General features: G+C 41.7%; 6 protein-coding genes. All 6 read left to right on the forward strand.

Going from position 1 to position 15407, the window contains the following annotated elements; all coding sequences use genetic code 11:
- Positions 1-50 precede the first annotated feature (50 nt).
- The 6 genes from DEU42_RS10500 (at position 51) to DEU42_RS10525 (ending at position 15356) form a co-directional block, all read left to right on the forward strand.
- A complete protein-coding gene (locus DEU42_RS10500) occupies positions 51-7925 on the forward strand; it encodes a gliding motility-associated C-terminal domain-containing protein (RefSeq protein ID WP_114758259.1) in 7875 nt (2624 codons plus the stop codon).
- 68 nt (positions 7926-7993) lie between these two features.
- Positions 7994-8923 (forward strand): type IX secretion system membrane protein PorP/SprF, encoded by a 930-nt coding sequence (locus DEU42_RS10505; protein ID WP_114758260.1) that lies wholly within the window; start codon positions 7994-7996, stop codon positions 8921-8923.
- A 12-nt stretch (positions 8924-8935) separates the two neighbouring features.
- Positions 8936-10873: an OmpA family protein gene (locus DEU42_RS10510; protein ID WP_114758261.1), complete on the forward strand. Its 1938-nt coding sequence runs from the start codon at positions 8936-8938 to the stop codon at positions 10871-10873.
- Between the two features lie 259 nt (positions 10874-11132).
- Entirely contained in the window at positions 11133-13109 is a 1977-nt protein-coding gene (locus DEU42_RS10515; protein ID WP_114758262.1) for a peptidylprolyl isomerase, read from the forward strand.
- Complete coding sequence (locus DEU42_RS10520; protein WP_114758263.1) at positions 13109-13960, forward strand: peptidylprolyl isomerase; 852 nt, start codon at positions 13109-13111, stop codon at positions 13958-13960. Before DEU42_RS10515 ends, DEU42_RS10520 begins: the two co-directional genes overlap by 1 nt.
- Positions 13944-15356 (forward strand): peptidylprolyl isomerase, encoded by a 1413-nt coding sequence (locus tag DEU42_RS10525; RefSeq protein ID WP_114758391.1) that lies wholly within the window; start codon positions 13944-13946, stop codon positions 15354-15356. The genes DEU42_RS10520 and DEU42_RS10525 overlap by 17 nt, the downstream gene beginning before the upstream one ends.
- The last annotated feature ends 51 nt before the right edge of the window (positions 15357-15407 follow it).

Here is a 15407-nt window from a genome sequence, read left to right on the forward strand (position 1 = left end):
AAGACTACATTTTATTTACAATCCTATTAAAAACCATATACAATTAGCGTATGAAAAGTTTTATACTTAAGATACTAGTATTGGTGGGGCTCTTTATGCCTGCCCAATACCTCTTTTCGCAGCAAATTGACCTTACCCTGAAATATGTTTCCGCTACAAATACGTACGAAGTATACGCCAGGCCAACCTTTACCCAAAATAACTTCTTTTTTGGGGGTGGTAGCCAGATAACGGTAGTACTTCCGGCAACGGTAACAAATACGGGTATAGGCATAACCTCGGTTAATGGTGGCCCGTGGGTTGATAACTCACAGGTATATGCACCGGCTGCAGATGCAACACACGATTTTCACGGTATAGCTACTAATGGCTCAATGGTAAACTTTACAGCAGCCACTGAGCTGTTGCTTTTCAGATTTACTATTACCGAGGGATGTGTAAACGGAGCAAGAATATTTAATAATGCATCCGATCCTCTTTCGGCAGCTGCCGGGATGAACGGTGCTGATTTCAGGAACTACCTGAGTAATGTATTCGATCTTCAGGATTACTACGGAACCAATTACAGTAATACCGGTACGGTATGTACTATTATAGATGCTGATGGCGATGGGGTAGGTGCAACTACCGATCCGGACGATAACAATCCCTGTGTACCCAACGCAGCCTTCGCAACCTGTGATCAGGACAGCGACGGACTTACCAATGCCCAGGAAGCAACCTTAGGTACTAACCCTACTGTTGCCGATACCGATGGCGATGGTATAAATGATGGTGCTGAGGTTACAGCCGGAAGCAATCCGTTAAGCGCCTGTTCACCTAATGCGAGTTCGCCGTTGTGCGATCAGGACGGTGATGGGTTAACGAATGCTCAGGAAGCTACGGCAGGTACAAATCCTACGGTTGCCGATACTGATGGAGACGGTATAAATGATGGTACTGAGGTTACCAATTCGAGCGATCCGCTAAATCCATGTTCGCCAAATGCAAGTGCAGGCCCATGTGATCAGGATAGCGACGGATTAACCAATACTCAGGAAGCATCGGCGGGTACTAACCCAACAGTTGCTGATACCGATGGCGACGGAATAAATGATGGTACTGAGGTTACCAATGGCAGTGATCCGTTAAACCCATGTTCACCAAATGCAAGTGCGGGTCCATGTGATCAGGATGGAGATGGTTTAACCAATACTCAGGAGACTACCGCAGGTACTAACCCAGCCAACCCTGATACCGATGGTGATGGCATTAATGATGGTACAGAAATTACTAATGGTAGCAATCCGTTAAACCCATGTAGTCCTAATGTAAATGCAGGGCCGTGTGATCAGGATAGTGACGGACTTACCAATGCCCAGGAGGCAAACCTTACTACGAATCCAACCAATCCGGATACCGATGGTGACGGGATTAATGACGGAACTGAAGTAGCTAATGGCAGCAATCCGTTAGATCCTTGTAGTCCTGTGCCAACATTAGGTTGTCCTACAGATGCTGATCAGGATGGAACTCCGGCAGCATCAGATCCGGATGATAATAACCCGTGTGTGCCAAATCCTTCGGCAGGGCCATGTGACCAGGATGGTGATGGTCTTAATAATACCCAGGAGGCTGCAAACGGAACTAATCCAACAGTGGCAGATACCGATGGCGACGGAATAAATGACGGAACCGAAGTTACCAATGGAACTGATCCGCTAAATGCCTGTTCTCCAAATGCAGGTTCGCCTTTATGTGATCAGGATAACGACGGATTAACCAATGCTCAGGAAACTACTGCAGGTACGCATCCAACGAATCCGGATACCGATGGGGATGGTATAAATGATGGTGCTGAGGTTGCTAATGGAAGCGATCCTCTTAGTCCGTGTAGTCCTAATGGTAATTTTCCTACCTGTGATCAGGATAATGACGGATTGACCAATGCTCAGGAAACAGCAAACGGTACAAGCCCTATAAATCCTGATACTGATGGCGACGGAATAAATGATGGTACTGAAGTTACTAACGGAACTGATCCGCTTAGCCCATGTAGCCCTAATGTAAATTATCCAACCTGTGATCAGGATGGCGACGGACTTACTAACCAACAGGAGGCAACTTTGGGAACAAACCCAACGGTTGCCGATACTGACGGCGATGGAATAAATGACGGTGCTGAGGTAACGGCTTCAAGCGATCCGTTAAGCCCTTGTTCGCCAAATGTGAATTTTGCGACCTGTGACCAGGATGGCGACGGACTAAACGCAAGTCAGGAAACAGCCAATGGTACAAACCCAACGGTTGCTGATACTGATGGTGATGGAATAAATGACGGTGCTGAGGTTACTAACGGCAGTGATCCGCTTAGCCCATGTAGCCCGAATCTAAATTTTGCTGCCTGCGATCGCGATGGTGACGGACTGACTAATGCTCAGGAAGCTACATTGTCTACCAATTCTACAAACCCAGATACCGACGGTGACGGAATAAACGATGGTGATGAGGTAACTAACGGATCTGATCCGCTTAACCCTTGTTCTCCAAACCCGGCTTCTCCTAATTGTGATCAGGATAATGACGGACTGGTGAATTCTGTTGAGACCTCTTTAGGTACAAACCCAACAAACCCTGATAGTGATGGTGATGGATTAAATGATGGAGCAGAGGTTACAGGCGGCAGTAATCCACTTAACCCTTGTGATCCTAACCCGGGCAATCCTAATTGTACGGTGACTCCGGAAATTGAGCTTACAGTTCGATTCAATCCTGCTACCTGTACTTATGAGGTATATGCAAGGCCAAACTTTACTACTACCAATTATAACATAGCAGGAGGTAGCCAGGTTTCGGTGCTGCTTCCGGCAACAATAGATAATGTGGCATTAGCAATAACTAGTGTAAACGGAGGCCTGTGGACAGATAGTTCTATGGTTTATGCTCCGGGTGCTCAGCCGGCAAATGATTTCCACGCGATTGCTACTTCGGGTGGTGGGGTAAACTTCCAGGCGGGTCAGGAACTGTTGTTGTTCACGTTTGTTCTGCCTAACAGTCAGTGTTGTGCAGTAGGAATACGATTATTTAACAACGGATCAGACCCTCAGTCTACAGATACAGGAATGGCAAATGGTGACTTTAATAACTACATAGCCAATGTATTTGTATTAACTAATGACTATACAGGTAACTATGCTAATACAGGAACAGTGTGTGACCCATGTCTGATCAATCCGGTAGCAACGCCAACTACATTAGATCCTACGCAGGAGTTCTGTGTGGTAACTGCTCCTACGCTGGCAAGCTTACAGATAAATGAAACCAGCATAGTATGGTATGCTGCTGCTACAGGCGGAACAGCATTACCGTTAACAACTGCATTAGCAAATAATACAACATATTATGCTGCTCAGTTAAGAACAGCTGATAGCTGTGAAAGCCCTGTAAGGCTGGCAATAACCGTAACATTGAATGATACGCTTCCGCCAACAACTACTAATGCTTCACAAAGCTTCTGTTTAATCAATAATCCTACTATTGCAAACATACAGGTAAGCGGAACATCGGTAGTATGGTACTCTGTCCCAACAGGAGGTATAGCCATACCTGGTACAACAGCTCTTGTAAATGGTACAACATATTATGCAGCTCAAACAGGCGCTAATGGTTGTGAAAGTTCGGTAAGGCTTGCGGTAACAGTTACCGTGGGTAATGCACCAACGCCAACAACTTTAGATACTACTCAGGATTTTTGTCGAGCTAATAACCCTACAGTAGCCAATATCCAGGTGAATGAGGGAGGCGTAATATGGTATGACGCTGCAACGGGAGGAAATGTGGTAGCTGCATCAGAATCGCTGGTGTCTGGGCTAACTTATTATGGATCGCTTACAAACGGTACATGTCAAAGTGCAGTGCGTCTAGCGGTAGCTGTAACTGTAGGTGATGCGCCAACGCCAACAACACTTGCTAGTATGCAAAGCTTCTGCTTGATAAATAGCCCTACTGTTGCTAACATTCAGGCAAACGAGCCTGGAGTGGTATGGTACTCTGCCCCAACAGGTGGTGTGATTGTTCCACCGGTAACGGCATTGGTATCGGGTTCTACGTATTATGGCGTGTTAACCGATGGTGTTACAGGCTGTATAAGCTCGATAAGGCTTGCGGTAACTGTAACAGTAGGTAATGCACCAACGCCAACAACATTAGATGCTACTCAGGATTTCTGTCAGATAAACAGTCCGACAGTTAGTAATATACAGGTAAATGAAACAGGTGTAACGTGGTACAATGCAGCTACGGGCGGAGCAGTGGTTCCTTCCAGTACGGCACTGGTGACAGGAACCACCTATTATGCGTCGCTTACCGATGCGGTTTCAGGATGTCAAAGTGCAGTGCGCCTTGCGATAACCGTAACTGTGGGTACGGCTCCAACACCAACAACATTAGATACTACTCAGGATTTCTGTTTGCTTAACAATCCTACGGTAGCTAATATTCAGGTAAATGAAACAGGTGTGATATGGTACAGCACTGCTACAGGAACAACTATAATAGCGGCTAATACCCCATTGGTAAACGGAGCGACTTACTACGGAGCTTTACTTGACGCAGCAAGTGGCTGTACCAGCGGAGTAAGATTAGCAATAACAGTTACTGTAGGCAATGCGCCAACACCAACTACACCGGATGCTACTCAGGATTTCTGTTTGATAAATAATCCTACGGTAGCTAATATTCAGGTAAATGAGACAGGTGTTACATGGTACAATGCCATGACCGGAGGTAATATAGTTTCAAATACTACATTACTTGCATCGGGCACAACCTATTATGCATCATTAACCGATGCTGCTACAGGCTGTATAAGTTCGGTAAGGCTGGCAGTAACCGTAACGGTTAACAACGCAGCTACACCAACAACCACAGATAGTACTCAGGATTTCTGTGTGGTAAATACACCTACAGTAGCTAATATCCAGACTAACGAAACAGGAGTGACATGGTATACAGCCGCTACCGGCGGTAGTGTTGTACCGGCAACCACTCCGTTAGTGTCCGGAACAACTTATTACGGAGCACTTACGAATGCAGCAAATGGTTGCCAAAGCGCAACGCGACTTGCTGTGACCGTAACCGTAACCGATGCGCCAACCCCAACTACTTCAGATATGACTCAGGATTTTTGTGCTGCCGCTGCCCCTACGGTAGCCAATATCCTAACTAATGAGGCAGGAGTAACCTGGTATACGGCAGCAACAGGGGGAACACCACTAGCAGCAACTACAGCACTGGTAAATGGTACAACTTATTATGGTTCCCTTACCAATGCAGCAACCGGATGTATAAGTTCGGTAAGGCTGGCAGTAGCAGTAACAGTGGGTGATGCACCAACGCCAACAACTTTAGATACTACTCAGGAATTCTGTTTACAAAACAATCCTACTGTAGCTAATATTCAGTTGAATGAAGCGGGTATAACATGGTATACGGCTCCAACAGGAGGAACGGCTGTAGCTTCTACTACAGTATTGGTAAGCGGTACTACTTATTATGCCGCGCAAACCGATGCTGCAAGCGGATGTCAGAGTTCGGTAAGACTAGCTGTAACGGTAACAGTACTGGATGCGCCAACACCTACAACGCTTGATGCTACTCAGGATTTCTGTACAGCAGCAATGCCTACGGTAGTAAATCTTCAGGTAAATGAGACGGGAGTGGTTTGGTACTCGGCAGCAACGGCAGGTACTGTAATACCATCGAATACATTGTTAGGAGATGGCATTACATACTACGGAAGCATTACCGTAGGCAACTGCCAGAGCGCAACCCGCCTTGCCGTGACAGTTAGCTTAAATAACGGCGTTACGCCAACAACAAGTGATACTACTCAGGATTTTTGTGGTGCTGATCAGCCTACACTGGCAAGCATAGAGGTAGATCAGAGTGGTGTAGTATATTATACCCTTGCAACAGGAGGTATGGCATTACCGGCTACAACACCACTTGTAAACGGAACAACCTATTATGCCTCTTATACTGATCCTGCAACTGGATGCGAAAGTACAGTGCGTCTTGCTATTCAGGTTAGTGTGGATAACGGAACAACTCCTGCAACCACAAGTACATCGCAGCTATTCTGTGCGGCAGATAGTCCTACAGTTGGCGATATAGCAATGATAGGTTCAGATCCTGTTACATGGTATGATGCTCCAACGGGAGGAGCTGTGGTTCCGGATACGACACCGCTTGTTAACAATGCAGTTTATTATGCAAGTATCATAAATGCCAACGGATGTCCGAGTGCGGTAAGGCTTGCTGTAACAGTAAACATTCAGGATGGTACAACGCCAACAACAGGCGATACTACTCAGGATTTCTGTGCAGTTGATAACCCAACCGTAGCAAATCTTCAGGTAAATGAGCCGGGTGTTACCTGGTATACTACTCCAACTGGAGGAACAGCGGTAGCATCTACTGATGCTTTGGTGTCAGGTGCTACTTACTATGGATCGATTACTTCTCCCGGAGGTTGTGACAGCGCTGTTCGCCTTGCAGTAACTGTAACGGTTAGCAATGGTATTACGCCAACGACCGGCGATACAACTCAGGATTTCTGTGCTGTTGATAGCCCTACAGTAGCAAATATTCAGGTAAATGAGACGGGCGTTGTGTTCTATACCTCCGCAACGGGAGGAAGTGTAGTGACTGCTAATACTCCACTGGTAAGCGGTACTACTTATTATGCATCTTATACCGATCCGGCAACGGGTTGTGAGAGCACGGCTCGCTTAGCTATTACGGTAACAGTAAATACCGGTGTTACACCTACTGCTACAGAGCTGACACAGGAATTCTGTGAAGGTGAAAACGCAACAGTTGCTGACATCCAGGTGAATGAAACAGGTGTTGTATGGTATACATCGGCTACAGGGGGTATACCACTAAGTAATGATACTGTGCTGCAAAGTGGCATATACTATGCTTCGATTACTGTTGGAGGATGTGAAAGTCTTGTGAGGCTTGAAATTACCATAGTGATTCATAGCGGTAGTGATGCTACAATAAATGGTGGCGGCGATACAGCATGTTTTGATCAGCAAGTGACTTATACTACAGAATCCGGTAATACCAATTATGTTTGGGAAGTTATTGGAGGCGAAATAATTGCAGGAGGAACTGCGACAGATAACAGTGTAACAATCCGCTGGAATGAGGTAGGGAGTGCGCTTGTAAGTGTTTCTTACACAGATGTTAATGGTTGTTCGGGAGAGGCTTCTGCTCAACGTGAGATTAACATTACAAGTTGTTCTGATCTTCGAATTGCGAAAACTGTTAACATAGTTGCTCCAAATATTAACGAAAATGTTATTTTTACCATCACGGTGACAAATGACGGTACTGCCCAATTTGCAGATATAATTGTTAGTGAGGTACTTCCGGACGGTTATGAGTATGTAAATGTAGTGGTAAGTGCAGGTAATTATGACGTGGCAACCGGTATATGGACAATACCTGTACTTGATGCAGGAGCATCGGCGGTTATGGATCTTGAGGCTAAAGTGCTGTTTGGAGGAAATTATGAAAACATAGTTTACATATTAGATTCTTCTCCAATAGACAGCAATCTGGCCAACAATGAGGCAAGAGTAACGCTGGAGCCTTCATGTCTGACTGTTTATAACGAGTTTTCGCCTAATAACGACGGCATGAACGATTATTTCAGGATTGATTGTATAGAGTTTTACGCTAACAACAAGCTTGAGATATATAACAGGTACGGATCGCTGGTTTATACCAAAGGTGCTTATGCTAATGATTTTGACGGAACCGCCAATGTGGATGGGGTTGTGAGAAAAGGTGAGCAGCTTCCGGCAGGAACATACTTCTACGTCTTTGAGGTAGATGGTAAGACGAAAACAGGATGGTTATATATTGCGAGATAAAACGAAGATAAATAAGGGGCGGCAGTTATGCTGCTGTCCCTGATTATCAACAAAAAATATATTTTAGTATGAAAATCACTTCAACAATTCTAAATAGATATTTCCTGATATGTATCATCCTTACTGCTATTAGCGCTAAGGCACAGCAGGAACCCCAGTACACACAGTACATGTACAACACACTGACTGTGAATCCGGGCTATACAGGATCTCCTGGTTTTCTTGAAGCCACATTGCAGCATCGTTCGCAATGGGTAGGTATAGACGGAGCTCCAACAACACAGGCATTAACGATACATTCGCCCGTGAATGATAAAGTAGGACTTGGCTTTAGTGCCGTTAATGACGAGATAGGTCCTTCTAAAGAGGTTTACCTTGACGGAAACTTTTCGTATACCATACCGGTAAGTGCTAATTCTAAAATTGCTTTTGGTTTAAAAGCCGGAGCAAAAGTGCTTAATATCGACTGGTCTAAAGGAACATATTATCAGGGAGGAGACCCGCTACTAAATACCAATATTAATAATAAAATAGCACCGTCGGTGGGAGCCGGGGTTTATTATTATGCAGAGAAATGGTATGCAGGATTATCGGTGCCAAACTTTATCCGATCTGATTATTATGATGATGTAAAAGAGGCCGAGGTTTCGGACAGGCTCCATTATTATGTTATTGGAGGTTATGTGTTCGATATTTCGGATAACCTGAAATTCAAGCCTGCATTTATGGCAAAAATTGTGTCAGGAGCCCCAATTACAGCTGATCTTTCAGCTAACTTCCTGTTGCAGGAAAGGCTTACGCTGGGTGCTGCTTACCGTTTTGACGATTCTGTAAGCGGACTGGTAGGCTTCCAGATTTCGAAAGCATTTTTTGTAGGTTACTCTTACGACTATTCTGTAACAGAGCTGAACAAATACAATGATGGTTCTCATGAGATTATCCTGAGATTTCAATCAGTGCCCAAATCAGCCCGAATTAAATCGCCCAGGTTTTTCTAAAACATTTACATCATGAAGAGAAATTTAATTTTATTCAGCCTGTTACTATTTATTACTGTCGGTTTTGCTCAGTCAAAGCCTAAAAAGGCTGACAGGTTATATGCCGAATTTGCTTATGTAGATGCGGCTAAAGAGTATGAGAAATACCTCGAAAAAGAAAAGGAACCCGGTATAGGGACTATTGCAAATGTAGCTAATGCCTATTACTATACCGGTAATACGGCCGATGCTCTTCGTTGGTATGCAAAACTTGATGGTGTTACTGCCGGTGCGATGGATGATGTTACGTTTAATCGATATGTACAATCATTGCGTGCCGAAGGCAAAGCTGCAAAGGCAGATGAACTCCTGAAGAAAAGACTTGAAGCCAAAGGTGATCAGGCGGCGATAAACACTCTTATAAGTCAGAAGAAATACCTGGATAGCCTGAACAAAGCACCGTCTAACTTTAAAGTATCTAATCTGGCGGCTAATAGTGATAAGTCTGATTTTGGTGCTGCTTTTTATGGTAACCAGATAGTGTATTCATCAAGTAAGGATACTAATTTAGGAAATAAGGTATATGCGTGGAATGATCAGCCTTTCCTGGAACTTTATGTCGCCGACAGAAATGCAGCAGATGGCTCTTTCTTTAACGATAAAAAGTTTATTCCGGATCAGCAGTCGCAGTATCATAATGCTACACTTACTTTTTCATCCGACCTGAAGACAATATATTACAGCGCTAATGTGGTAAAGAAAAATGATAAGCTCATTAACGACAAGGCAGGGACAAATAATTTTGAGATCATTAAAGGAACTGTAAACGGAGATAAGCTTACAGATGTTGAGAAGCTTCCGTTTAACAGCAAAGATTATTCAGTTGGCCATCCTTCTTTATCAGCAGATGGGAAACGTTTATATTTTGCATCGGATATGCCGGGAGGTTATGGCGATACGGATATTTATGTTGCGGAGGTATTTGCTAACGGTAAAGTTGGTGAACCTAAAAATCTTGGGCCTAAGATTAATACTTCGGGGAGGGAAATGTTTCCTTTTGTGAATGATTCTATACTGTACTTTTCGTCTGACGGGCATTATGGCATGGGAGGACTGGATGTATTTGAAAGCCGATGGGTAAATGATTCAGATTACTCCGAACCTAAAAATCTTGGAGCACAGGTAAATAGCGTAAAAGATGATTTTTCATTTATCATCGATAAGGGTAATAAATATGGTTATTTTTCATCGAACAGGGCAGGAGGCAAGGGAGATGATGATATTTATTATTTTACAAGACAGGAACCTCCGTGTGAACAGTGGGTATCGGGTAAGGTTACCAATCAGAAGTATAAAATGGCTATAAATCAGGCGGATATCAAAGTGTATGATCAGTACGGCGACGTGATTGCTACGGCCAAAACCGGTGAAGACGGAAGCTATAAGGTTAAGGTGCCTTGCGGAAGCAAGATCAAAGTAGAAGCTTCTAAAGAAAACCATACCAAGGCTGATAAAGAACTTGCTACTTCTAAGAAAAATGGAGAAGAAACCAAAGATGTGAATTTTGAGCTTTCTAACTATGCTGATCTGGTAAGGAAAGAAGATAACGTAGAGAAAGTGGATATTAATCCGATTTACTTTGATTATGATAAATATGCTATTACCGAGCAGGCTTCAATGGAGCTTGACAAAGTGGTGTATGTCATGAAAAACTTCCCTTCAATAGTGATTAAGATCGAATCACATACCGATTCGAGAGGTAAAGATCAGTATAACCTTGTGCTTTCGCAAAACAGGGCTAAAGCAACATATGATTATATTATTACAAGAGGCATTGATCCTTCCCGCATTGAAAGTGTAAAAGGGTATGGTGAAACCAGACTGAGAAATAAATGTTCAAACGGTGTAAAATGTACTGAAGAACAACATAGTTATAACAGAAGGTCTGATTTTATAATTGTGAAGAAGTAAAAAATTTTTGGATTACCAGTTTTTTTTACCGGGGAGGCGTTCTGAAGGGGAACGCCTCCCTACTTTTTATAGATGCTTTGTTTTTTCTCACACTGAAAAAAACAAAACTGTCAATTGTTAGCTGATAACTATCATTAAAAAATCTTGTATAATCTTTCTGAATTGTTACTTTTGTTGGTCGCAAAAAAATAAGGAGGCATAATTTTTTAAGTTTCCCTGCGTTTACTTAACCGATTAAAGCATATAAATTAGTTTTATAATGAAATTCAAAAAGGTTTTTTTAGGTCTTTGCCTATGTATTTCGGCACTGACTTTTGCCCAGGAAGTAAAAAAAGAAGTATTATTTACCATTGATGGCAATCCCTACTACACTGATGAGTTTGTAAGAGTTTACAAGAAAAATCTTGACCTTGTTAAAGATGACTCTCAAAAAGACCTTGACAATTACCTGAAATTATACATTGGTTACAAGCTAAAGGTTAATAAAGCCAATAAACTTGGACTTCAGAATAATAAAAAATATCAGGGAGAACTTAAGTCTTACCGCACCCAGTTGTCTAAAAATTATTTTACAGATACTAAAGTAACTGATGAGCTTGTTGATGAGGCTTATGCGCGTGCTAAAAAGGAAATTAAGGCATCGCACATACTTATAAAAGTAGATGAAAATGCAGTTCCTGCAGATACACTGAAAGCGTACAACAAAGCTCTTGAAGCACGTAAAAGGGCACTTGCAGGTGAAGACTTTGGAAAACTGGCTAAAGAATACTCTCAGGATCCTTCAGCTAAAGAAAATAATGGCGACCTTGGTTATTTTACAGTGTTCAGAATGGTTTATCCGTTCGAAACTGCTGCTTACAATACGCCTAAAGGCGGAATTTCTAAAATAGCGAGGACTCGTTTTGGTTACCACGTTATAAAGGTTAACGATATCAGAGATAACAGAGGTAGTGTTGTTGTATCTCATATCATGATCATGAAGCCTAAAAACGATAACGCAGAAGAAGCAGCAAAAGCTAAATCGACGATTCAGGATATTTATACAAAATTACAGCAGGGAGAAGATTTTGCTGAACTTGCAAAACAATTCTCTCAGGATAAGGCAACTGCTGCTATTGGAGGTAAATTAAACGGTTTCAGTTCAGGTGAGTTGAGCTCTACTGAGTTTGAAGATAATGCTTTTTCATTAAAAAAGCCGGGAGATTTTTCACAGCCGTTTGAAACACAGTTTGGATGGCACATTGTTAAGCTTACAGAGAAAATTGAGCTAAAGCCGCTTGATGAGGCTAAAACTGAACTTGAAACCAGAATCAAGAAAGATGAGCGCTCTAAGCTTATTGCTTCTACGGTAACAGAAAACCTTAAAAAGAAATATACTGTTTCTAAAGATGCTAAAGCCTATGCTAAAGCTGTAAAAGCAATTAATGATAATATCTATACCAGAGTTTGGGAATTACCTGCAAATATTGATACGTATAGTGAGACAGTATTAACTATCAATAAGGATAAAAAATATACTGCAAAAGATTTTCTAACGTATGTTAACGCTCAGCAAAGGGCTGAAAAACTATATGTAAAGCCGGTTTCTCAGCAGGCGAGCCTTTTGTTTGAAAAATTTACTGATGAAAAAGTAAATGCTTATTATGATGATAATCTTGAGAAAGAGTTTCCTGAATTTGGCATGACGATGAACGAATACCGTGACGGTTTGCTTCTGTTTGACCTGATGGAAAAAGAGATATGGGAAAAAGCAAAAAAAGATACTCTTGGGCTTGAAACTTACTACAAAGCGAACATAAACAAATACCAATGGAAGCAAAGAGTAGATGCTGAAGTATATTCATCTACTAAAGAAGATATCACGGCTAAGGCAAGAAAATTCCTGAAAAAAGGTAAAGACGCAAATTATATTAAGGCTGAACTTAACAAAGACGGTAAAGTTGAGATTCTTGAAAAAGTAGGCGTGTTTGAACAGGAAAGCGATGCATTGCCAAAACTACCGGAATGGAAAATTGGTATATCTGATGTCGTTAAGGATGGAAATTATTTTTATGTGGTAAAAACGAATAAAGTTTTACCGGCAGGACCTAAAACACTGGATGAGTGTAAAGGGCGTGTAATAAATGACTATCAGGTTCAGCTTGAAAGCACATGGACTAATGATCTTGAAAAAGAGTTTAAAGTTCAGGTAAATCAGGATGTTTTTGCTGGAATAAAAAAACAACTTAATCAATAATGATTAACAGGGCGATACTGTTATTGCTTGTGCTGGGCATAAGTTCCTGCAGCTTTTTTAAAAAAGAGCAAAAGCCGCATGCAGTAGCGCGCGTAGGAGAGGAATATCTGGATATTTCAGAACTTAATGGACTGGTACCTGCGGGTACTTCCAGGCAGGATAGTATTGCTATAGTGAAAAGCTTTATTAATCGTTGGGCTTCGCAGAAGCTACTTTACAATGCAGCACAGGTAAACCTGAGTAAGGATAAACAAGCCGAGTATGAAAAACTTATACGTCAGTATGAGATTGATTTATACACCGAAGCTTATCTGGAAGAAGTTGTAAAAAGAACGGTAGATACTGTTGTTACCAAAGAGGAGTTAGCAACCTATTACAATGCTAATAAGGAAAATTTTAAGACTACGGGTACGTTAGTACGGCTTAAATATATTAAGCTTGATAAAGAGCATCCTAAGTTTGGTGCAATCAGAAGCAGATTTTTGAGTGGTAATAAAAAAGACCTGAAAGCACTTAATGACATGTCAATTCAGTTTAAGAGTTTCGCTTTTAATGATACCACCTGGGTAGATATGAATCAGGTGTATTCGAAACTGCCTTTTATTACCCCTGATAATCGCGATAAGTATATAAGTGGTGGAATATCATACCAGTATCCTGATTCTACCGACGTATATATTGTAAAAGTGGCAAGGGTGCTGGAGAAGAACCAGGTTTCGCCTTTTGAATATATAAGGCCAACTTTACAACAATTGATAATAAATAACAGGAAACTGGAGTTAATAAAGAAGTTTCAAAAAGAGATAACGGATGACGCGATTAAAAACGATGAATATGAGATTTATAAATAACAGGTTTATGCTGTTTCTTGCCATTGCAGTTTTAGGAATGAATATGGCTGTTGCACAGGAGATAATACCTGATACACCAAAAGATACTGTAAAGCCCCAGCCTAAAACCGGCAGGTCTAAGGTGGATGGTGTAGTGGCAGTAGTGGGTGATTTTGTTGTGCTGGATTCGGATATAGATCTTATGTACCGTGAGCTTCAGGCGCAAAATGTGCCTGTTAAAGATATTCCGCGTTGTGAACTTTTGGGTAAGCTTATGGAAGACAAACTTTATGCGCACCATGCCATTCAGGATAGTATTATTGTGAGCGATGCAGAAGTGAATGAAACCATGAATAAGCAGATTGATTATTTTGTGGAGCATTTGGGTGATGAGCAAAAAATGGTGGCTTACTTTAAAAAGAAGAATATTGAAACTTTCAGAACTGAGCTTTTTGAGATGATAAAGAATCAGAAGCTTACGGAGCAAATGCAGAAAAAGATCATTGATGAGGTTACAATTACTCCGGAAGAAGTAAGACAGTTCTATTCAAGCTTTAAAAAAGAGGATCTGCCAATGTTTGGCGCCGAGATGGAAATTGCCCAGATTGTAATAAAGCCTGAAATATCTCAGGAAGAAAAGCAAAAGGTAATAGACAGGCTTAAACAGATTAAGAAAGATATTCAGGAGGGAGCCAGTTTTTACAGTAAGGCGGTGCTTTACTCAGAAGACAGGGCATCCGGACAAAGCGGTGGTTTCCTGAAAATGAACAGGAAAACTGCTTTTGTAAAAGAATTTAAGGAAGCTGCATTTAGTCTTCAGGAGGGTGAGATTTCAGATCCTGTAGAAACTGAATTTGGTTATCACCTTATTTATATTGAGAAAGTGCGAGGTCAGGAGCTTGAGGTGAGGCACATACTAATGTCGCCAAAAGTTACTCCTGAAGCTTTAAAGAAAGCTAAAGAAAAAGCTGAAGCGATAAGAAATAAGATTATGAGTGGTGAAATCTCTTTTGCGGATGCAGCACGCTCGGAATCAGATGAGAAGGAAACAAAAAACAGCGGAGGATTACTATTGAATCCAAGAACACTGGAGAGTCGTTTTGAGCTTACAAAATTATCTCCGGATATTTATAATGATGTATCAGATCTTAAGGATAAAGAGGTTTCTCAGCCGATATTGACCCAGGGTGACAGAGGTGAGAAAAGCTATAAGCTAATGCAGATTGTATCGCGTTATGATGCGCATCAGGCGGACTACGCTCAGGATTATACAAAAATCAAAGAGCTTGCCCTGAAAGAGAAGCAAATGAAAGCTATCTCTAAATGGAGTAAGGCTAAAATAAAAGATACTTACATAAAAGTAAATGGCGAGTACAGAAAATGTCAGTTTGCCAACGACTGGCTGAAAAATAAATAAGATTTATCGTCGTAAACTTTTAGGTAAAGAGTAAAAATATTTATAAGTTTG

It is taken from the genome of Flavobacterium sp. AG291, from assembly GCF_003350375.1.
In the GTDB taxonomy this organism is placed as follows: domain Bacteria; phylum Bacteroidota; class Bacteroidia; order Flavobacteriales; family Flavobacteriaceae; genus Flavobacterium; species Flavobacterium suzhouense.

Coding starts and splice junctions, on each gene's coding strand:
- DEU42_RS10500 (WP_114758259.1), top strand. CDS start 51: ATGAAAAGTTTTATACTTAAGATACTAGTATTGGTGGGGCTCTTTATG.
- DEU42_RS10505 (WP_114758260.1), top strand. CDS start 7,994: ATGAAAATCACTTCAACAATTCTAAATAGATATTTCCTGATATGTATC.
- DEU42_RS10510 (WP_114758261.1), top strand. CDS start 8,936: ATGAAGAGAAATTTAATTTTATTCAGCCTGTTACTATTTATTACTGTC.
- DEU42_RS10515 (WP_114758262.1), top strand. CDS start 11,133: ATGAAATTCAAAAAGGTTTTTTTAGGTCTTTGCCTATGTATTTCGGCA.
- DEU42_RS10520 (WP_114758263.1), top strand. CDS start 13,109: ATGATTAACAGGGCGATACTGTTATTGCTTGTGCTGGGCATAAGTTCC.
- DEU42_RS10525 (WP_114758391.1), top strand. CDS start 13,944: ATGAGATTTATAAATAACAGGTTTATGCTGTTTCTTGCCATTGCAGTT.